This is a genomic window from Caulobacter vibrioides (genome assembly GCF_002310375.3).
Classification (GTDB): Bacteria; Pseudomonadota; Alphaproteobacteria; order Caulobacterales; family Caulobacteraceae; genus Caulobacter; species Caulobacter vibrioides_D.
In genome coordinates this window covers 3,979,642-3,999,313 of the sequence record NZ_CP023315.3, presented here as the reverse complement: position 1 = coordinate 3,999,313, position 19,672 = coordinate 3,979,642, and the positions used below count along the sequence as shown (strand labels likewise).

The 19,672-nt window shown below is 67.2% G+C and carries 16 protein-coding genes and 1 tRNA gene; 10 read left to right on the top strand and 7 right to left on the bottom strand.

The features are described from left to right. Positions 1-17 precede the first annotated feature (17 nt). The 4 genes from CA606_RS19000 (at position 18) to CA606_RS18985 (ending at position 2,546) form a co-directional block, all read left to right on the top strand. Positions 18-563: a D-glycero-alpha-D-manno-heptose-1,7-bisphosphate 7-phosphatase gene (locus CA606_RS19000; RefSeq protein WP_096053112.1), complete on the top strand. Its 546-nt coding sequence runs from the start codon at positions 18-20 to the stop codon at positions 561-563. Further along, a complete protein-coding gene (rfbD, locus tag CA606_RS18995) occupies positions 560-1,441 on the top strand; it encodes a dTDP-4-dehydrorhamnose reductase (RefSeq protein WP_096053113.1) in 882 nt (293 codons plus the stop codon). The genes CA606_RS19000 and rfbD overlap by 4 nt, the downstream gene beginning before the upstream one ends. A 72-nt stretch (positions 1,442-1,513) precedes the next feature. Continuing rightward, positions 1,514-2,167, top strand: a complete 654-nt coding sequence (gene fsa, locus CA606_RS18990; protein ID WP_096053114.1) for a fructose-6-phosphate aldolase — start codon at positions 1,514-1,516, stop codon at positions 2,165-2,167. Positions 2,168-2,300: 133 nt separating this feature from the next. After that, positions 2,301-2,546: a hypothetical protein gene (locus tag CA606_RS18985; RefSeq protein ID WP_096053115.1), complete on the top strand. Its 246-nt coding sequence runs from the start codon at positions 2,301-2,303 to the stop codon at positions 2,544-2,546. 3 nt (positions 2,547-2,549) lie between these two features. Here the strand turns inward: CA606_RS18985 and CA606_RS18980 are convergent, their stop codons facing one another. Beyond that, entirely contained in the window at positions 2,550-3,539 is a 990-nt protein-coding gene (locus tag CA606_RS18980) for a mechanosensitive ion channel family protein (RefSeq protein ID WP_096053116.1), read from the bottom strand. Between the two features lie 137 nt (positions 3,540-3,676). Here CA606_RS18980 and CA606_RS18975 point away from each other — a divergent pair, with 137 nt between their 5' ends. Next, positions 3,677-4,837, top strand: coding sequence for a DegT/DnrJ/EryC1/StrS family aminotransferase (locus CA606_RS18975; RefSeq protein ID WP_096053117.1), 1,161 nt, complete (start codon positions 3,677-3,679; stop codon positions 4,835-4,837). On the opposite strand, the gene CA606_RS18970 is transcribed toward CA606_RS18975, so the two are convergent. The 3 genes from CA606_RS18970 to CA606_RS18960 form a co-directional block, all read right to left on the bottom strand. Beyond that, a complete protein-coding gene (locus tag CA606_RS18970) occupies positions 4,838-6,628 on the bottom strand; it encodes an ATP-binding protein (RefSeq protein WP_096053118.1) in 1,791 nt (596 codons plus the stop codon). 63 nt (positions 6,629-6,691) lie between these two features. After that, entirely contained in the window at positions 6,692-8,317 is a 1,626-nt protein-coding gene (locus CA606_RS18965; protein WP_181242690.1) for a cisplatin damage response ATP-dependent DNA ligase, read from the bottom strand. An 85-nt stretch (positions 8,318-8,402) separates the two neighbouring features. After that, entirely contained in the window at positions 8,403-9,131 is a 729-nt protein-coding gene (locus tag CA606_RS18960) for a hypothetical protein (protein WP_096053119.1), read from the bottom strand. Between the two features lie 90 nt (positions 9,132-9,221). Here CA606_RS18960 and CA606_RS18955 point away from each other — a divergent pair, with 90 nt between their 5' ends. After that, positions 9,222-9,659 (top strand): PaaI family thioesterase, encoded by a 438-nt coding sequence (locus tag CA606_RS18955; RefSeq protein WP_096053120.1) that lies wholly within the window; start codon positions 9,222-9,224, stop codon positions 9,657-9,659. A 130-nt stretch (positions 9,660-9,789) separates the two neighbouring features. Here CA606_RS18955 and gltB read toward each other — a convergent pair whose 3' ends face one another. After that, on the bottom strand, positions 9,790-14,313 hold the full coding sequence (gltB, locus tag CA606_RS18950; protein WP_096053121.1) for a glutamate synthase large subunit: 4,524 nt from the start codon (positions 14,311-14,313) through the stop codon (positions 9,790-9,792). A 145-nt stretch (positions 14,314-14,458) separates the two neighbouring features. Next, positions 14,459-15,907 (bottom strand): NAD(P)-dependent oxidoreductase, encoded by a 1,449-nt coding sequence (locus CA606_RS18945; RefSeq protein WP_096053122.1) that lies wholly within the window; start codon positions 15,905-15,907, stop codon positions 14,459-14,461. A 230-nt stretch (positions 15,908-16,137) separates the two neighbouring features. Between CA606_RS18945 and CA606_RS18940 the strand changes: the two genes are divergently transcribed. Continuing rightward, the gene (locus tag CA606_RS18940) at positions 16,138-16,938 is read left to right on the top strand and encodes an undecaprenyl-diphosphate phosphatase (protein WP_096053123.1); all 801 of its coding nucleotides are present in this window, start codon (positions 16,138-16,140) and stop codon (positions 16,936-16,938) included. An 84-nt stretch (positions 16,939-17,022) separates the two neighbouring features. Here CA606_RS18940 and CA606_RS18935 read toward each other — a convergent pair whose 3' ends face one another. Further along, positions 17,023-17,982 (bottom strand): complex I NDUFA9 subunit family protein, encoded by a 960-nt coding sequence (locus CA606_RS18935; protein WP_096053943.1) that lies wholly within the window; start codon positions 17,980-17,982, stop codon positions 17,023-17,025. Positions 17,983-18,136: 154 nt separating this feature from the next. On the opposite strand from CA606_RS18935, the gene CA606_RS18930 reads away from it, so the two are divergent. From CA606_RS18930 to lptC, 3 genes are all read left to right on the top strand, one after another. Further along, a tRNA-Leu gene (locus CA606_RS18930) sits at positions 18,137-18,223 on the top strand. A 154-nt stretch (positions 18,224-18,377) separates the two neighbouring features. Beyond that, positions 18,378-18,995 carry a ribonuclease D gene (locus CA606_RS18925; protein ID WP_096053124.1) on the top strand — a complete coding sequence of 206 codons (618 nt, stop codon included), beginning with the start codon at positions 18,378-18,380 and terminating at the stop codon, positions 18,993-18,995. Then, positions 18,962-19,624: an LPS export ABC transporter periplasmic protein LptC gene (lptC, locus tag CA606_RS18920; protein WP_096053125.1), complete on the top strand. Its 663-nt coding sequence runs from the start codon at positions 18,962-18,964 to the stop codon at positions 19,622-19,624. The genes CA606_RS18925 and lptC overlap by 34 nt, the downstream gene beginning before the upstream one ends. Positions 19,625-19,672 lie beyond the last annotated feature (48 nt).

Sequence of the window (19,672 nt, the reverse complement as noted above, 5' to 3'; positions counted from 1 at the left end):
GGGTTAGTGCTCAGGCCATGATAAGTCCGTCCGCTCTCCCGCCCTTGAAGGCCGTGTTCCTGGATCGCGACGGCGTGCTCAATATCGATCACGGCTATGTCCACGATCCGGCCAGGCTGGACTGGATCGAAGGCGCGCGCGACGCGGTCGCGGCGATGACGCGGGCAGGGCTGAAGGTGCTGGTGGTCACCAACCAATCCGGGATCGGGCGCGGCTATTTCGACGCGGCGGCGCTGGACCGCTTTCACGCCGCGATGCAGGCGCAACTGGCGCAGGTCGGCGGGCGGATCGACACCTTCTATCATTGCCCATTCCATGAAACGGCGGCCGTCGAGGCCTATCGCGTGGCTGATCACCCCGACCGTAAGCCCAATCCCGGCATGATCCTGCGGGGGTTGGCCGAGTGGAGCCTGCGCGCGGATGAGGCGGTGATCATCGGTGACCGCGACATCGACGTCGAGGCCGGACGCCGCGCGGGAATGCCCGGCTACCTGTTCCAAGGCGGCAGTCTTCGAGACTTCGTCGGGTTGGTGCTGGGTGACCGCGTTCCGGCGCTGAAATGAAGATCCTGCAGTTTGGCCGAACCGGCCAGGTCGCCACGGCGATGCAGGCGGCGGCGAGGGGGCGGGCGCAGCTTGTCGCACTGTCTCGCGCCGACTGTGACCTGGCCGATCTCCAGCGGGTTCGGGCCGTGATCCTGGCGGCGGATTGCGATCTGGTCGTCAACACGGCCGCCTTCACCCATGTCGACCCGGCCGAGGCCGCGCCGGACGCGGCCTTCGCGGTGAATGCCCACGCGCCGGCGGCCATGGCCGCCGCGTGTGCGGAGCGGGGGGCGCCGTTCGTGCACCTGTCGACCGATGCGGTGTTCGACGGCCAAACCGACCGCGCCTATGTCGAGACCGATCGCGCCGAGCCGATCAATGTCTATGGCCGCTCCAAGCTGGCCGGTGAGCAGGCGGTCCTTGTTCACCCCAGAACCGTCGTGCTGCGGATCTCGTGGGTCTTCTCGCGATACGGGCGCAACTATGTGAGCTTCATGCTCAAGCTCGCCCGCGAGCGCGAGACGCTGAAGGTGGTGGCCGACCAGTTCGGCACGCCGACCGACGGCGAGGCTCTCGCCGATTTCCTGGTCAGCGCCGCGCCGCGCTGGGCGGCCGCGCCCGCCGATGATCCCGCCTTCGGCCTGTTCCATTTCGCCAATGCGGGCGAGACCAGCCGCTTCGACTTCGCCAAGGCCGCCATTGACCGCGATCCGATGACGAAGGCGCGACTGGAGCCCACGACCCAGGCCGCCTTCGCCGAGCCCGCGCCGCGACCGCCGCGCTCGCCGCTCGATACCGCCAAGCTGCGCGCGGTGTTCGGCGTCTCACCCGAGGCGTGGCGACCGGCGGTGGAGCGCACCGCCGACCGGCTGGTCGCCATGGGGCTCGCCGGCTAATCGCTGGCGCGAGCGGCGCGCCCGCGATAAACCGGGGCTCAACTTCCCCATAAAATACAGCGCAAGAGACCCATGCAGATCTTCCTCGACAGCACCGACACCAAGGTCATCGCGGATCTGGCCTCGACCGGCCTGATCGACGGCGTGACCACCAACCCGACCCTGATCGCCAAGTCGGGCCGGCCGATGCTGGAGGTGATCGCCGAGATCTGCGACATCGTCCCTGGCCCGATCAGCGCCGAGGTGGCCGCCACCACTGCTGATGCAATGATCGCCGAAGGTCAGAAGCTGGCCAAGATCGCCCCGAACGTCGTGGTTAAGATCCCGCTGACCCGCGATGGCCTGATCGCCTGCGCCGCCTTCGCGGACGAAGAGATCAAGACCAACGTCACCCTGTGCTTCTCGCCGACCCAGGCTCTCTTGGCCGCCAAGGCGGGCGCGACCTACATCTCGCCGTTCATCGGCCGTCTGGACGACTATGGCTTCGACGGCATGGACCTGATCCGCGACATCCGCGCGATCTATGACAACTACGGCTACGAGACCGAGATCCTGGCCGCCTCGGTCCGCAACGCCGTCCACGTCAAGGAAGCCGCGATCGTCGGCGCCGACGTCGTCACCATCCCGCCGGCGGTGTTCAGCGACCTCTACAAGCATCCGCTGACCGACAAGGGCCTTGAGCAGTTCCTGAAGGACTGGGCCTCGACCGGTCAGTCGATCCTTTAAGGACCTTTCGCCTCTCGAGCGCTTTTCGCTCGGGAGGCGAATTCCTGATCAAAGTTTATTTCGCAATGGCGAAGTCAGTTCGCAGATGCGATCTGGCGCGTTAGGGTCGGTCCGTCCACAGAGGGCCGCGCTCATGGTTCCCCACCTGGCTTCGACGAAGGCCGAGACTGAAGTCCGCCTGACCGGCCCCGAAGAGGCCGATCGGTTTTCGCGGTTTCTCCAGGGATTCCTGTCGGCCAACGGCTTTCCGTTCGTGATCGTCCACGACGCCCCCGAGCTTCTGGGGCATCTGCGACGCGTGGTGTTCGAAGACGCCACGCTCAGCGACAAGTTCGCCACCGAATGGCTGCGACAAGGCGGAGCGGCGGGGTCGGCCTGACGCCTATGACGCCTTCTCCGCCGCCGCCTTAGACGCCGCGGCCTTGCGGCGCTTCCGGGGCTTGATCAGGGCCAGCAGATGATGGTGCTCGCCTTCGCCCGGCATGGTGGGCGAGGGGTCAATCGCCTTCGAGGGGCGCGGCGGTGGCAGGTCGGTGCGCGCGGGGTCCTCGGCGAGCAGATGGGCTGACAGCATCAGGTCGGTCTTGACCGGCGCAAAGTCGGCCGCCGCCGTCCAGACTCGGATCGCCGCCTGGGCGTAGGCTTCGGACAGGTCGGTGACCTCGATCATCGGCGCAGGGTCCTGGCGGATACGGGCGTCGTTCTCGGCCCGCTCGCGCAGCCGCTTGAGCACCACCACCAGATCCGTCTTCAGTGGCACCTTGAACAGCACGTCCACCCGGCGATTGCGGTGGGTCGAGTAGTTGAGGATCACGTCCCCGAACACCTTGCTGTTCGGGATCATCACCTTGACGTTGTCCGGCGTGGCGATCTCGGTGAACAGCAGGTCCAGCGACTTGACCGTACCCTGACGGGTCGCCGTCTCGATGAAGTCGCCGACCTTGTAGGGGCGGAACAGCAGGATCATCACGCCGGCGGCCACGTTCGACAGCGCGCCTTGCAGCGCTAGGCCGATGGCCAGGGAGGCCGCGCCCAAGACCGCGATGATCGAGGTCGCCTGCACGCCCAGTTGCTGGAGCACCGCGACAAGGCCGACGGCCACGATCGCATAGCGGGCGAGGGACGCGGCGAAGCTCTCCAGCGTCGGGTCCGGGTTGCTGCGATGCACGCGTGTCAGGGTGCGGCGCATGAACCGCGCGGCCCAGCCGGCGGCCCAGAAGGTGACCGCCAGGATCAGGGCGGCGACCACCAGGTTCACCGCCAGCTTGCCCAACCAGTCGAGGAAATGGCTGAGCATGGTCTCGTCGGCCTTGACGTGGGCGAGCGACGGCAGCGCGGCGTCCGCCGGAATGATACTGGGCTTTGTCTTCATGGATGTCTCGATAGGCGCCCCCGCGCGTCGAGGTCAACGAGGTGAAGCTTCCAGGGTTCCGCTTGCCAGCTGCGGGAAACAGTCGGTTACATCAATTGGCTCGAAATCGTCACGAAGCCTGACTAAGAGCGCCGCCCATGAGCATGCCCTTCATCGACCTCGGCGCGCAGCAGCGCCGGATCCGCGACAAGATCGACTCGGCCATCGCCAAGGTGCTGGATAGCGGCGCCTATGTGATGGGTCCGCAGGTGCGCGAGTTCGAGGCGCAGCTGGCCGCGTTCGGCCAGGCCAAGCTGGCCTTGTCCTGCGCCAACGGCACCGACGCCATCGCCCTGCCGCTGATGGCCTGGGGCGTCGGGCCGGGCGACGCGGTGTTCTGCCCGTCCTTCACCTTCGCCGCGACCCCCGAGGTCGTGCCGTGGGTCGACGCGACCCCGGTGTTCGTCGACGTGCTGCCCGACACCTACAATCTCGACCCCGCCAAGCTGGAAGCGGCCATCGCCGGCGTGAAGGCCGACTGCAAGCTGACGCCCAAGGTGGTGATCGCCGTAGATTTGTTCGGCCAGCCCGCCGACTATCCCGCCATCAAGGCCATCTGCGACCGCGAAGGTCTCAAGCTGATCGCCGACAGCGCCCAGGGCTTTGGCTGCACCCTGAACGGCCATCACCCGCTGCACTGGGCCGACGTGGCCACCACCAGCTTCTTCCCGGCCAAGCCGCTGGGTTGCTACGGCGACGGCGGGGCGGTGCTGACCAACGACGCGACGCTGTGGGACCTGATGGACAGCTATCGCGTCCACGGCAAGGCGGTGGGGCCTGACCTGGCCGGCAAGACCTTCGACCACGACCCCAAATATCTGAACACCCGTATCGGCATGAACTCGCGCCTCGACACGATCCAGGCCGCCATCCTGATCGAGAAGCTGGCGATCTTCGCCGAGGAGATTGAGCTGCGTCAGGTCGTGGCCGACCGGTACGCCGCGGGCCTGCAGGGCGCGGTGCTGTCGACCCCGACCGTCATCGACGGCGGCGTGTCGGTCTGGGCCCAGTACGTGATCGAGCACGAGAACCGCGATGGCCTGGCCGCCCACCTGAAGGCGCACGGCGTGCCGACGGCGGTCTACTATCCTGTCCCGATGCACGTTCAGGCGCCCTACGCCCGGTTCCCACGCGGCGCAGGCGGCCTGCCGGTGACCGAGGCCAAGGCCGAGACGGTTCTGGCCTTGCCCATGCACCCCTATCTGGGCGCTGAGGACCAGCAGAAGATCATCGACGCGATCCGCGCCTTCGCCGGCTGATCAGGCCTCGGCCCGCGTCTCCGCGCGGTTCTCCGCGCGGTTCTCCACGCGGTTTTGGGCGCGATCCAGGGCGGCGTAGAGCGCGCGGACGTCGAGCGGCTTGGCGATCCAGTCGGTCATGCCGGCCGCATGGCAGGCCTCGACCTCATGATCGGCCACGCCCGCGCTGAAGCCGATCACGGGGGTGTCGTGGTTCAGCCCCTTGCCGGCGCGCAGGCGGCGGGTGGCTTCGCGGCCATCAAGGCCGGGCATGTTGACGTCCATCAGGACGACGTCGAAGGCCTTGGCTTCAAGCGCCTTCAGCGCCTCCAGGCCATCCGGCGCGGTGGTCAAGGTCACGCCCAGGGGCTCCAGGACCAGCGCCAGGGTCCGACGGTTCACCTCATGATCGTCCACGGCCAAGACGTTCAACGCGGCCAGGTCCGGCGCGGCGGCGGCGGAGGGCTGCGTCGCTCGGGTCGCGTCCTCCTCCTGGCCTTGCGGCATTTCGAGGCGCAAGCGGAAGACAGCGCCGCGGGGTGATCCGGGGCGTGCGTCCAGCTCGCCGCCCATCAGACGGGCGAGCTGACGGCTGACCGTCAGCCCAAGACCGGTGCCGCCGTAGGTGCGGGCCGTCTCCTGCGAAGCCTGGGCGTAGGGCGTGAAGAGGCGGTTCATCGCGTCCTCTGCGATACCGGGGCCGTTGTCCTGAACCTCGATCTCCACCGCCATCCGGTCATCGCTTAGCGGCTCGACGGCGATGCGCAGAGCGATGGCGCCCTCGTCGGTGAACTTCATCGCATTGGAGAGCAGGTTGTTGAGGATCTGGCGCAGACGGAAAGGATCCCCCCGCACCCAGACCGCCGCCTGGTCTTTTGGCGGCTCGACCAGGGTGAGGCCTTTGGCGCGTGCGTTGGCGCTCCAGAAGCGGCCGGCGTCACGGACCGCGCCCAGCAGATCGAAGTCTCGCTCTTCCAGGCTCATCGCCCTCGCCTCGATCTTGGCCTGGTCGAGCATGTCGGTCAGAAGGCCGGTCATCAGCTGACCCGCGTCGACGATCAGCTCGGCCGTGGCGCGGGTTTGGGCGGGCGCTGTTCCAGCGCGGATCAGGTGGGCGCCGGCGAGGATGGCGGAAAGCGGCGTGCGGAGCTCGTGGCTGACGATGGCGGCCATGGCGGTGCGGTCCGACAGGGCTTCCTCGGTTTCCATCCGGCGGCGATCGGCTTCCACCCGCGCGGCGACCAGGGCGCGGCGATCTGCGTGCATCCGGCCCCAGATCGTGTGGACGGCCAGGATGAAGAAGCCGACCGTCAGGGCCAGGATCGTCACCTGCTCGCGGGCTTGGCCCCACGCCAGAATGGGCATGGCCAGCAAGCTCAAGCCGTAGGGCGTGGCGCCCAGGTAGAAGAGACTGCGACTGTCCACCCCCGAGGCGACGTTGTTCAGGATGCCGCCCACGAGAACCATCAGGGCCAGCGCCATCAACGGCGGCTGCCCGCTTTGCCAGAAGATCAGAACCCCGCCGGCGTGAACCACGGCCATGGCCACCATGGCGACCAGCATCAGAATGATCTGGGCGCTCAGATAGCGGGTCGGGAAGCGTCCCCGTGCGAAGGGGCGCACCGCGACGAATTCCAGCAGTTGCACCGCCAGACTCGCGGACAGCCAGAGCGGGATCAGATCCCTCCGCCCGATCAAGTCCAGCGCCCAGCTCAGCAGGACGGTCAAGCCGGCGCGCGAATAGACCTGCCGATAGCGCTCGTTCGCGTTGCCGCGAAGATGCGGCAACAGCGATGTCAGGAAGGGAGACATGGGCACACTCCTCGCAAGGCTTGCGTAGGGGTCTATGGCAAACGCGAGGTAAACGCCGGGCCCCTAGTCCAGCATCGCTTCTAGCGTTTTGAGTTCATCGGCCTCCCGCGCGGGCTTGTCCCAACGGATGCGGTGTATGCGGGGGAAACGCATGGCCACGCCGGACTTGTGGCGGCTGGATCGCTGCAGGCCCTCGAAGGCGACCTCGAACACCAGGCCAAAGTCCAGATCGGCGCGCACCGAGCGCACGGGACCGAAGCGGTCGATGGTGTTGTCGCGGACGAACCTGTCGATCTGTTTCAGCTCCTCGTCGGTGAAGCCGAAATAGGCCTTGCCGACGGGAGTCAGGGCGCGCCGACCGTCTTCCTCCTCGCGCCAGACGCCGAAGGTGTAGTCGGAATAGAAGCTGGACCGCTTGCCGTGCCCGCGCTGGGCGTACATCAGCACCGCGTCGATCAGGCGCGGATCGCGTTTCCACTTGAACCAGGGGCCCTTGGGGCGACCGGGTTCATAGACGCTGTCGCGGCGCTTGAGCATCAGGCCCTCGGAGAGGCGCGCATCGCCTTCGGGCGGTTCGCGGCGCAGGGCGGCGAGCTCTTCCCAGGTCGTGAACGGCTGCAGCGGCGACAGGTCAATACGCGGGGTCGCCAGGCGGCCAACGAACGTCTCCAGGCGCGCGCGACGCTCGACGAAGGGCCGGGCCCGCAGGTCGGTCTCGCCGTCCATCAGCAGGTCGTAGGCCCGGATCCCGGCCGGGAAGTTCGCCAGCTGCTTGGCGTCGACGGTCTTGCGGTTCAGCCGCTGTTGGAGATCGCCGAACGAGGCCAGGGCGCCGTCGCGCAGCACCAGCAGTTCGCCATCGATCGCGCCCTCGAAGTCGAGCGCCGCGACGACGTCTGGAAAGCTGGCCGAGATGTCATCCCCGGTGCGGGTGTAGAGCCTACGCTCGCCGCGCTCCGCCACGGCCTGGACGCGGATGCCGTCCCATTTCCACTCGGCCAGATAGTCGGCCGGATCGAGCTTGGGGAAGTCTGTGTCCTCGTCAATCGGCTGGGCCAGCATCACGGGCCTGAAGCGACCCGGCGCATCCGGTGACGGGCGTTCCGAGCGTCCCTCCAGCCAGGCGAAAAGGTCGCCATAGGGCGGCGCCATCGCATGCCAGATCTCCTCGATCTCGCCGATCTCGACGCCGCCGAGGTTGGCGCAGGCCTGTTTGGCCAGTCGTGACGAGACGCCGACCCGCAGGCCGCCGGTCATCAGTTTCAGCAGCGCCCAGCGTCCGTCGGGATCCAGGGCGTCCAGCCAGCCCTCGATCAGGCGCTGGACCTCGGCGCGCGAGGCCGAATGCAGCGCATCGATGACTTCCGAAAGCTCCGGCGGGCGGTTGGCGCCCGGCCATTTTCTGGAGGCGGGGGCGGGCCAGACCAGGGACACGGTCTCGGCCAGGTCTCCGACGAAGTCGTACGACCAGGCGAACAGCTGGGGGTCCATCCGCGCTTCGACCGCCTTGCGGATGAAGGTGGGCTTGGCGGCGTTGAAAGACAGCGCGCCCGTCAGCGCCGCCAGCGCGTAGCCCCGATCGGGATCGGGGGTGTGGCGCAGATGGTCCTCGATCAGGGTCAGTTTGGCGTTGCGCGAGCTGGTCAGGGACAGCCGGTCGAGCAGATGGGCGAAGGCGCGCATGGACATGGAACGCGAAGCAAAGCCCTTGCGATCAAGACGCGACGATCAGACCGGCCAAATCGACCGGGATCAAGGGCCATCCTCCGCGCGATCAGGCCTGAGCCGAGACCGCCTCGTTCAACTGGCCCAGGATCATGATCTTCTGCCAGATCTTGCGACCCAGGTCCGAGGCGAGGGTCTCGATGTCGTTCACCGCCGCGATGATCACCGGATCGTCCGTCTCCCCGGCGTAGAGCGCGGCCAGCTTGGCGGTCAGGGCCAGCATCTCGGCGCAGTAGTCGAGGTAACGCGACAGCTGGAAATTGCTCATCTCGCGGCGCGGCGAATGCCGGGTCGCGGGGCCAAGGACCACCGACGGGTCCTTGGTCAGCTGATGCATGTCGATGACATGGCAGAACGAGCGCAGTTCATGCAAAGCGACCTGCACGCGCTGCTGCTTCCAGCGTCGTTCCAGCGAGCTGAGGAACCAGGCCGCCGCGCCGGACAGCAGCGCCAGATTGATGGCCGATTCCAGGCCCTGGGCCAGATCGAAGCCCTCCCGGGCGCGCAGCACGGCGCTCCAGTCGAGGCGCCAGGCCAGGGCGAGCTCCAGCGCGACGCCGCCGACGATGATCAGCACCACCAGGGCGCGGAGGAGCAGATAGGGCCGGCCGATCCTTCGGGCGCGCGCGGCGGTCTGGCGGCCGGTGTCGGCTAGGCGCGCGCAGACCATCGCCAGGCCCGAGGCTGGAAAGCGTTCTGAGACGCGGGCGTACAGGTTGTCGAGTGTCTCGACCACCTTGACGGCGTCCAGCTTCTGTCGGTCGCGGGGTCGGGCCATGGTGTCAGATAGCGCAGGTTTATGACCCCTCGCGCAAGCCCGCGCCTGCTGCTAGATTAAAACAGTTGTTTGAAATCCTGAGAGGCGAGCATGAGCGATGCGGCTCTACCGGCGGGTTTCAACCCGCACGCGCGAAAAAGTCCGATCACCGACCCGTGGGAGCCGCTGTATGCGCGCCTTGCGGAGGATCGGCTTGTCCTGGCGACCTGGGTGCGCGAGCCGCACTGCAATTCCCGTCACATGCCCCACGGCGGCTTCCTGGCGGCCATGGCCGACAATGCGATGGGCCTGTCACTGGGCGTGAACCTGGCGCGGGCCGGCGCGAAGGTGGACGGGCTGGTGACAGTGTCGCTGGCGCTCGACTACCTGGGCTCGGCGCGCTTGGGGCAATGGCTCGAGTTCGACACCGACTTCATCAAGCTGGGCCGGTCGATCTGTTTCGCCGAGGCGACGGTGCGCGCCGACGGCGTCCCCGTGGCGCGAGCGCGGGCCAGCTTCAAGGTGCGCACGGCCAAGGAGGTCACATGAACGAAAACCGCCGCCAAGGCGTGGGGCCTGTCTGGTTTAGATGGAACCATCTAAACCAGATAAACAGGCTCTAAAAACCAAATACTTAGGGCCCTGGCGGCGGTGGTCAGTCTCAGCGTCTGACAGGGGGTCAGGCGCGCTCGTGGACCGCTTCTTCGGCCGTCAGCGGCTGGGGCAGGCGGCTGACCATCTCCTTCGGGCAGACCTGCCAGAACTGGCCGCGGACGCGGTCCCAGTCGCGCAGCAGGGTCGTGGCGAACACCGAGTCCGTTTCGCGGGCATGCTCGGCGATCAGCGAGCGCAGCACGCCTTCCCAGTAGGGCGAGGCCAACCGTTGCACGACGATGCTGTCGGGGTTGATATTGTCCTCGAAGCGATCGTGCTGGTCGAGCACGAAGGCCATGCCGCCGGTCATGCCCGCGCCGAAGTTGGAGCCCGTCGGACCCAGGATCACCACCTGACCGCCGGTCATGTACTCGCAGCCATTGGCGCCGCAGCCCTCGACCACCGTCGTGGCGCCCGAGTTGCGGACGGCGAAGCGCTCGCCGGCCTGACCTGCGGCGAACAGCCGGCCCGAGGTGGCGCCGAACAGCACGGTGTTGCCGATCAGGGCGTTGGTCTCCGGCGCGGCCAGACCCCGCGCCGGCTTGATCACGATCGTCGCGCCCGACAGGCCCTTGCCGACATAGTCGTTGGCCTCGCCGGTCAGCTCGATGCGCAAACCCTGGACCGCAAAGGCGCCCAGGCTCTGGCCCGCCGAGCCCTTCAGCTGGACGGTCAGGTGGCCCGACGGCAGGCCCTTCATGCCGAACTTGCGCACGATGTGGCTGGACGTGCGCGTGCCGATGGTGCGGGCGGTGCTGCGGACCGTGTAGGTCAGCTGCATCTTCTCGCCGCGTTCCAGCAGCGGGGCGGCGTCGCGCACGATCTGGGCGTCCAGCGTGTCCGGCACCGCGTTGCGGCCCTCGACCGTGCAGTAGGGCTTGTTCGAGCCCGGATCGGCGCGGACCAGCAGCGGGTTCAAATCAAGGTCGTCGAGGTGTTCGCCGCCGCGCGACACCTGCGCCAGCAGGTCGGTGCGGCCGACGATTTCCTGCAGGGACTTGAAGCCCAGGCCCGCCAGGATCTCGCGCACTTCTTCAGCGACAAACGTGAAGAGGTTGATGACCTTGTCCGGCGTGCCCGTGAATTTGGCGCGCAGGGCCTCGTCCTGGGTGCAGACGCCGACGGGGCAGGTGTTGGAGTGGCACTGGCGCACCATGATGCAGCCCATCGCCACCAGCGAGGCGGTGCCGATGCCGAATTCCTCGGCGCCCATCATAGCGGCGATGACGATGTCGCGACCCGTGCGCATGCCGCCGTCGGCCCGCAGGACGACGGAGTGGCGCAGGTTGTTCAGGGTCAGCACCTGGTTGGCTTCCGACAGACCCATCTCCCACGGACCGCCGGCGTACTTGACCGAGGTCTGGGGCGAGGCGCCGGTGCCGCCGACGCCGCCGGCGACCAGGATCACGTCCGCTTTCGCCTTGGCGACGCCGGCGGCGATGGCGCCGATGCCGGTGGCGGCGACCAGCTTCACCGTGACGCGCGCGATCGGGTTGATCTGCTTCAGGTCATAGATGAGCTGGGCCAGGTCCTCGATCGAGTAGATGTCGTGGTGCGGCGGCGGGCTGATCAGCATGACTCCAGGGGTGGAGTGACGCAGGCGCGCGATCATCTCGGTGACCTTGAAGCCGGGCAGCTGGCCGCCCTCGCCGGGCTTGGCGCCCTGGGCGACCTTGATCTCCAGCTCGACGCACTGGTTCAGATATTCGGCGGTGACGCCAAAGCGCCCCGAGGCCACCTGCTTGATGGCGCTGTTGGGGTTGTCGCCGTTGGGCAGCGGCTTGTAGCGCGCGCTGTCTTCGCCGCCCTCGCCCGAGACCGAGCGGGCCCCGATGCGGTTCATGGCGATGTTCAGGGCGCCGTGCGCTTCGGGGGACAGGGCCCCGAGGCTCATGCCGGGCGTGACGAAGCGCTTGCGGATCTCGTTAACGCTCTCGACGTCGTCGGTCGAGATCGGGTTACGGTCCGAGCGCCAGTCCAGCAGGTCGCGCAGCTGGATCGGCTTCTGGGTGCGCAGGCCGTTCGACCAGCGGCGATAGAGCTCGTAGTCGCCGGTGTCGCAGGCCGTCTGCAGGGTGTGCATCAGGCGCGCTTCGAAGGCGTGGGCCTCGCCCGAGCGACGGGCCTTGTAGAGGCCGCCGACCGGCAGGGTGACGGCGGGCGTCCCCCAGGCCTTACGGTGCAGCTCGACCGCCTTGCTCTCGATGCCGGCCAGGCCGATGCCCGAGATGCGCGAGGGCATGCCCGGGAAGAACTCGGCCGCCATGGCGCGCGACAGACCCACGGCCTCGAAGTTGTAGCCGCCGCGATACGAGGAGATGACGCTGATGCCCATCTTGGAGATGATCTTCAGCAGCCCGCCCTCGATGGCGGTCTTGAAGTTGATGCAGACATCGCGCAGCGACTTGTCGCCCACGAGACCGCGCTCCAGGCGATCCTGGAAGCTCTCCTGGGCGAGGTAAGCGTTGACCGCCGTGGCGCCGACGCCGACCAGCACCGCGAAATAGTGGGTGTCCAGGCACTCGGCCGAGCGGACGATGATCGAGACGTACGAGCGCAGGCCCTTGGCGACCAGATGGGCGTGGACGCCGCCGGTGGCCAGGATCATCGGCAGCGCCACGCGTTCGGCGTCGCTGGCCTCGTCGGTCAGGACAATGGCGCCGCAGCCGCGCAGCACGGCGTCCTCGGCCTCGGCGCGGATCCGATCGAGGTTGGCGCGCAGGGCGTCGCCGGCCCGGGCTTCCTCGGCCGGCAGCGGCATGGTGCAGTCGATGACCGCCACGTTCTTCTCGCCCAGCAGCGCATGCACGCGCTCGTACATGCCGGTGGTCAGCACGGGGCTTTCCAGAACGTAGACGTCCGCCTGGGCCGCGTCCTGAGCCAGGATGTTGCCGAGGTTCTTGAACCGGGTCTTCAGGCTCATCACGCCGGTCTCCCGCAGGGGATCGATCGGCGGGTTGGTCACCTGGCTGAAGTTCTGGCGGAAATAGTGGCTGAGGGGACGGTACTTCTCCGACAGCACCGCCAGCGGCGTGTCGTCGCCCATGGAGCCGACGGCTTCCTTGCCTTCCTCGACCATCGGGGCGAGGACCATTTCCAGGTCTTCGAGGCTGTAGCCGGCGGCGGCCTGACGGCGGGTCAGCTCCTCGCGACCGAACTTGCGCGGTTCGGGGCCAGGGCCGATCTCCTTCTCCAGATCGACCATGTTGCCGAGCCACTCGGTGTAGGGGTGGCGGGTGGCCAGTTCGTCGATGATCTCTTCTTCGCCGTAGAGCCGACCTTCGGCGAGGTCGATGGCCAGCATGCGGCCCGGCGAGATCGCGAGCTTCCGCGTGATGCGGGCTTCGTCGACACCGCACATGCCGGCTTCCGAGCCCATGATCACCAGGCCGTCGTCAGTATAGGCCACGCGCAGCGGCCGCAGGCCCGAGCGGTCCTTGCCGGCCACGACCCAGCGGCCGTCGGTGGCGCACAGGGCGGCCGGGCCGTCCCACGGTTCCATCACGGCGTTGCAGTACGAATAGAGCGCCTTGTGGGCGTCTTTCATCTTCGGATTGGCGGCCTCGGGCACCAGCAGGGCCTTGGCCATCGGCGCGTCGCGACCGGCGCGCACCAGCACCTCGAAGGTGTTGTCGAGGTTGGCGCTGTCCGAACCGCCCGGCTGGATCACCGGTTTAACGTCATCCCCGAACTCGCCGAAGGCCTGGGCGGCCATCTTGATCTCGTGGGACTTCATCCAGTTGATGTTGCCCTTGATCGTGTTGATTTCGCCGTTGTGGGCGAGCATCCGGAAGGGCTGGGCCAGACGCCACTGCGGGAACGTGTTGGTCGAATAGCGCTGATGGAAGATCGCGACGGCCGCCGTGAAGCGTTCATCCTTCAGGTCGGGATAGAATTCGTCGATCGCCTCGGCGAGGAACATGCCCTTGTAGATCAGCGACTTGGCCGACAGCGAGCAGATATAGAAGTCGGTGATGTTCTGGGCGTGGACGCGCTTTTCGATGCGCTTGCGGCACAGGAACAGCGCGCGCTCCAGCGCCTCGCCTTCCAGGCCGGCCGGCCCGGCCAGCATGATCTGCTCGATTTCCGGACGGGTGGCGTTGGCCTTCTCGCCGATCACCGAGGTGTCGACCGGCACCTGGCGCCAGCCATAGATGTAGAAGCCAAAGCGCAGGGCTTCGGCCTCGACGATCGTGCGGCAGGTCTCCTGGGCGCCCAGGTCCGTGCGCGGCAGGAAGATCTGGCCGACCGCGATCGGGCCCTGGCGCAGGGCGTGGCCGGTGCGACGCACCTGGTCGATGAAGAAGTCCTGCGGAACGCTGACCAGCACGCCGGCGCCATCGCCGGTCTTGCCGTCGGCGTCCACCGCGCCCCGGTGCCAAAGGGCCTTCAGGGCCTTGATCGCCAGTTCGACCACTTCGCGGCGCGGCTGGCCGTCAATGGCGCAGACCAGACCCACGCCGCAGGCGTCGCGCTCGGTCGAGGGGTCATAGGCGTGGCCGTCGATCAGCGCCTGGCGGTTCTGCAGATAGAGGTCGACTTGGTTCATCGTCTTGTCTCTCCATCCTTCTCCCCTTGCGGGAGAAGGTGGCCCGAAGGGCCGGATGAGGGGTCGAAAGTCCTATCGGATACGCCGGTGTGACCCCTCACCCGGCTGCTCCGCAGCCACCCTCTCCCGCAGGGGGAGAAGGGATTTATTCCGCCGCGATCAGCGCGGGCGCGCCGACCTTGGCCAGCAGGTAGCGGTGGATGGCGTCGGCGGCGTCGCGGCCGTCCTTGATCGCCCAGACAACCAGCGAGGCGCCGCGCACGATGTCGCCGGCGGCGAACACGCCGTCGAGATTGGTCATCTGGTTGCGGACGTCGGCCTTCACCGTGCCCCAGCGGGTGACCTTCAGGTCTGGGGCCGACCACTGCTCGGGCAGGTTTTCGGGCTCGAAGCCCAGGGCCTTGATGACCAGCTGGGCCGGACGATCAAAATCGCCGCCGGGAATCTCCTCCGGGCTTTGACGGCCCGAGGGATCGGGCGCGCCCAGGCGCATGCGGATGGCGCGCACGCCCGAGACGGCCTCGGCCTCGCCCGACAGGGCGCGGGGCGCGGCCAGCCACTCGAAGGTGACGCCTTCCTCCTCGGCGTTGGCCACTTCGCGCATCGAACCGGGCATGTTGGCCTTGTCGCGGCGATAGAGGCAGGTCACCGACTTGGCGCCTTGGCGAACGGCCGTGCGCACGCAGTCCATGGCGGTGTCGCCGCCGCCGACCACGACCACGTCTTTGCCCTGCGCGTTCAGCTCACCGGAGTCGAAGGCCGGAACGGTGTCGCCCAGGTTCAGGCGGTTCGAGGCGATCAGGTAGTCGAGCGCGGGGGCCACGCCCTTGCTGCCGCTTCCGGGGACGGTGAGGTCGCGCGCGGCGTAGACGCCGACGGCGATCAGCACCGCGTCGTGCTTGGACCGCAGATCCTCAAGCGTGGCGTCCTTGCCGACCTCGAAGCCCAGCTTGAACGCGACGCCGCCCTCGGCCAGGCGCTGGGTGCGGCGCTCGACGACGTCCTTTTCCAGCTTGAAACCGGGGATGCCGTAGATCAGCAGGCCGCCGGCGCGGTCGTGGCGGTCATAGATGGTGACGTCATAGCCGGCCTCGCGCAGCTTTTCGGCGGCGGCCAGGCCCGCCGGGCCCGCGCCCACGACGCCGACCGATTGGCCGCGCGCCGGGCCGGCGACCAGCGGCTTGACCCAGCCCATCTCCCAGGCCTTGTCGGTGAGGTAGCGTTCGACCGAGCCGATGGTCACGGTGCCGTGGCCCGACTGTTCGATCACGCAGTTGCCTTCGCACAGGCGGTCCTGGGGGCAAATTCGACCGCAGACCTCCGGCATGGAATTGGTCGCCTGCGACAGGGCGTAGGCTTCTTCCAGGCGGCCCTCGGCGGTCATCCGCAGCCAGTCGGGGATGTTGTTGTGCAGCGGGCAGTGGGTCTGACAGAACGGCACGCCGCACTGCGAGCAACGCGAGGCCTGCTCGGTCGCCTTGGCGTCGATGAAGTCGGCGTAGATCTCGTGGAAGTCGCCCGCACGCTCGGCCGCCGCACGCTTTTCAGGCGTCTTGCGGGCCACCGTCGTGAATTTCAGCATGCGCTCGGCCATGCGACTTCCCTTGCCCCTGGATCGGGAGAAAAATTGCTCTCGCGGGGCTCTTAAGGACTCTTTCGCGCAAGAAGAATGTGTTGGTCAAAAATGCAGACTAAAATATCCCTGCTTCAGGCGTGGACATTGAGAACCTGTCGCAATCTGTGCGTATAATAGTCCACTTTATGGATTAACGTGGTCTTTACGATGTTTGGCGCACGCCACAGGCAGCGCTTCAGGGGACCCTCATGCCGGATTGGCTCATTGCTCTCATTCTTGGCCTGATCGAAGGTCTGACCGAGTTCATTCCGGTCTCGTCCACCGGTCACCTCCTCCTGGTCGGGCACTTCCTGGGGTTCCATAGCCCCGGCAACACCTTTCAGGTCCTGATCCAGCTGGGCGCCATCCTGGCGATCACCAGCGTCTATTTCGGACGCCTGTGGGGCCTGCTGACCACCCTGCCGACCAATCCGGGCTCGCGCCGCTTCGTCATGGGCGTGTTTCTGGCCTTCCTGCCGGCGGTGCTGGTCGGGGTCCTGGCTCACGACTACATCAAGACCGTGCTCTACGAGAGCCCGACCCTGATCTGCACGACCCTGATCATCGGCGGCGTCATCTTGCTGGGCCTGGATCGGATGAAGTTCGAGCCACGCCACACCGATGTCGCCGACTATCCGCTGAAGACGGCGTTTCTGATCGGCCTCTTCCAGTGCATCGCGCTGGTTCCCGGCGTGTCGCGGTCCGGCGCGACGATCGCGGGGGCCCTGCTGCTCAAGTGCGACAAGCGCTCGGCCGCTGAATTCAGCTTCTTCCTGGCCATGCCGACCATGGCTGGGGCCTTCGCCTATGATCTCTACAAGAACATCGACAAACTCAGCACCAACGACCTGGGCCTGATCGCCGTGGGCTTCGTGGCGGCCCTGGTTTCGGGCGTGTTCGTCGTCAAGACGGTGCTGGACTTCATCACTCGGCACGGGTTCGCACCCTTCGCCTGGTGGCGGATCGTGGTGGGGTTCGGCGGCTTGGCGCTGCTGTACATCCCGCGCTGATCCAGCGCGACCGGCGAGAAAAAAGGCCCTGACGCCGCGCGCCAGGGCCTTTGTCTGTAGAGATTGCTCTGCCGGGCGGGCGTTTTAGAACGCGCCGGCGGGGGTCTCGGCGTACTGACCGCCCTTGCGGTAGCGATAGAGGTAGCTGGGCACGATGGCTTCAACGGCCGTCGGCGTCACGCCGGCCTCGGCCAGACCGGGCAGGCCCTGCTCGGCGACGTTGTCGCTCTTGAGCATCTGGACCTGATCGCTGGTCAGCGGCGGCGGGATGACGCCCGCGACGAGGTCGCCCAGCGAGCCGATCAGCGAGGCCACCTGCCAGGGCAGGGGGATCAGCGGCCGGTTGCGGCCGGTCTCCAGCAAGATCAGCTCGAGGATCTCGCGCATCGTGTAGACGGTCGGGCCGCCCAGCTCATAGGTCACGCCCGCCGCTGCGGGGTTAGCGACGGCCTGGGCGACCACGGCGGCGACGTCGCCGACGAACACCGGCTGGAAGCGGGTGTCGCCGCCGACCAGCGGCAGGACCGGGGCCATGGCCGCCATCTGGGCGAAGCGGTTGAAGAAGCCGTCCTCGGGGCCGAACACGATCGAGGGCCGCACGACGGTGGCGCTGGGGAAGGCTTCGCGCACGGCGGCCTCGCCCTCGCCCTTGGAGCGGGCGTACTTGGCGGGGCTGTTGATGTCGGCGCCGATGGCGCTGACATGGACCAGATGCTTGACGCCGGCCTTGGCGGCGGCCTCGGCGACGTTGCGCGCGCCCATGGTGTGCACCGACAGGAACTTCTGGCGGCCGCTCTCGAACAGCACGCCCACCAGGTTCACGCAGCCCTCGGCGCCGTCCAGCGCGCGGGCCACCGAGGCCGGGTTACGGACATTGGCCTGCACCACCTCGATCTGGCCGACGTCGCCCAGCATGCGCATCTTGTAGGCGAGGTTGGGCTGGCGCACGGCCACCCGTACGCGATGGCCCGCCTTGGCGAGCGCCCGCACGACCTGACCGCCCACGAAACCGGAGCCGCCGAACACCGTGACCAGACCTTGCATCATCATTCCTCGTACATGCGATACGGCCGGAATTAGACGACCGCGCGCCGGTTCGCAACGAAATCACGATTTGTCGTTTTTTCGCTGTTGACGTGGCCGGAGGCTTTCCCTAAACGTCCCGGCCTCGCGGCGACCTAACCGGTTGCGCCAGCGGGCCCAGGTGGCGGAATTGGTAGACGCGCTGGCTTCAGGTGCCAGTGACCGAAAGGTCGTGGAGGTTCGAGTCCTCTCCTGGGCACCACCCCCTTACCAAGCTTCTTCGTGAAGCGTGGGGTGGCGCCGAAAGATCCTCGGATAGCTAATCCGTTCATCGTGAGTATAAGTGTCGCGCGCTCACATCGAGCGCGTGGTTCGACGCGTCGGCGCGTCGAGACTTCGCCGGAGACGTCTTAGAGTTGGCTAATTTCGTTCACGAGGGCGATCTGCCCGACGGCGTCTTCGAAGGCGCGGAAATCATCGCGATTGATTCGGAGACCATGGGCCTGCGCCTGCGACGCGATCCGCTGTGCGTGGTGCAGCTGTCGTCTGGCGACGGCGACGCCCATGTCGTGCGGCTCAGCCGCCCCGATTATGACTGCCCCAACCTCAAGGCGCTGCTGACGAATCCGAAGGTCCTGAAGCTTTTTCACTTCGGACGCTTTGATATCGCCATGTTCGAACTCCATCTGGGGGTGGTGACCGCACCCGTCTACTGCACCAAGATCGCCAGCAAGCTGGCCCGCACCTATACCGACCGCCACGGCCTGAAGGACGTGACGCGCGAGCTGCTGGGCGTTGAGCTGTCGAAGGTCCAGCAGTCGTCGGACTGGGGCGCCCCGTCGCTCAGCGTCGATCAGGTGGCCTACGCCGCCTCGGACGTGCTGCACCTGCACGGTCTTCGCTTGAAACTGAACGCCATGCTCGAGCGCGAGGGCCGCATGGCGCTGGCTCAGCACGCCTTCGACTATCTCCCCCACCGCGCCTCGCTGGACTTGGCCGGTTGGGAGGAGATGGACATCTTCGCCCACAGCTAAAGGACGCCATGCAGCCCGCCGTGGTCATGACCGGACGATCGATGAGCGCCGACCTCGGCCGCTGGCGTCGTCGCTCGCGCCGTGTGCTGGCCGCGCGCATCGTCTTGCCCGCCGCGATCGGCCTGCTGCTTTTGGCGGTGGTCGCGCAGGTGGGGTGGCGAACCTACATGGCCGCCTCCCGCGCTCCGGCGGAGGCCCGCACTGAAATCCGCCTGATCACACCCAGGTTCTATGGACAGTCGACGGACGGCCGCAGTTTCATGATCACGGCCCGCTCGGCGGTCCGAGACGACGCCGACCCGCGCCGCATCATCCTGGAAGAGCCGGCCCTGACGCTGGACCTGGGCTCACCGACCCCGACGCGCATGACCGCCAAGCACGGCGTCTACCGGCAGGACACCTTCGGGCTGAACCTGAAGGACGATGTTCGCCTGGACGACGGCGCGGGCTATCGCTTCGCGTCCGAGGAGTCGTTCGTCGACACCAAGACGGGCGATGTCCGCGGCGAAAGCACGATGAATGGCGAAGGGCCCAGCGGGCAGGTGCAATCCCAGGCCTACTCCGTATATGACAAGGGCGATCGCATCGTTTTCCGGGGCGGGGTTCGCGCGCGGTTCGAACGGCAGTAAAGAAGAAATTGCGCGGGTTTGCTTCGGACGCGAGCCGCGACGGATGAG

Bases quoted from the DNA above. Each gene is read 5' to 3' on its own strand.
- CA606_RS18975 (WP_096053117.1), top strand. From the start codon at position 3,677: ATGAGCATGCCCTTCATCGACCTCGGCGCGCAGCAGCGCCGGATCCGC.
- CA606_RS18985 (WP_096053115.1), top strand. From the start codon at position 2,301: ATGGTTCCCCACCTGGCTTCGACGAAGGCCGAGACTGAAGTCCGCCTG.
- CA606_RS18935 (WP_096053943.1), bottom strand. From the start codon at position 17,982: ATGCAAGGTCTGGTCACGGTGTTCGGCGGCTCCGGTTTCGTGGGCGGT.
- CA606_RS18965 (WP_181242690.1), bottom strand. From the start codon at position 8,317: ATGTCCATGCGCGCCTTCGCCCATCTGCTCGACCGGCTGTCCCTGACC.
- gltB (WP_096053121.1), bottom strand. From the start codon at position 14,313: ATGAACCAAGTCGACCTCTATCTGCAGAACCGCCAGGCGCTGATCGAC.
- CA606_RS19000 (WP_096053112.1), top strand. From the start codon at position 18: ATGATAAGTCCGTCCGCTCTCCCGCCCTTGAAGGCCGTGTTCCTGGAT.
- CA606_RS18960 (WP_096053119.1), bottom strand. From the start codon at position 9,131: ATGGCCCGACCCCGCGACCGACAGAAGCTGGACGCCGTCAAGGTGGTC.
- CA606_RS18980 (WP_096053116.1), bottom strand. From the start codon at position 3,539: ATGAAGACAAAGCCCAGTATCATTCCGGCGGACGCCGCGCTGCCGTCG.
- CA606_RS18945 (WP_096053122.1), bottom strand. From the start codon at position 15,907: ATGGCCGAGCGCATGCTGAAATTCACGACGGTGGCCCGCAAGACGCCT.
- fsa (WP_096053114.1), top strand. From the start codon at position 1,514: ATGCAGATCTTCCTCGACAGCACCGACACCAAGGTCATCGCGGATCTG.
- rfbD (WP_096053113.1), top strand. From the start codon at position 560: ATGAAGATCCTGCAGTTTGGCCGAACCGGCCAGGTCGCCACGGCGATG.
- CA606_RS18955 (WP_096053120.1), top strand. From the start codon at position 9,222: ATGAGCGATGCGGCTCTACCGGCGGGTTTCAACCCGCACGCGCGAAAA.
- CA606_RS18970 (WP_096053118.1), bottom strand. From the start codon at position 6,628: ATGTCTCCCTTCCTGACATCGCTGTTGCCGCATCTTCGCGGCAACGCG.
- CA606_RS18940 (WP_096053123.1), top strand. From the start codon at position 16,138: ATGCCGGATTGGCTCATTGCTCTCATTCTTGGCCTGATCGAAGGTCTG.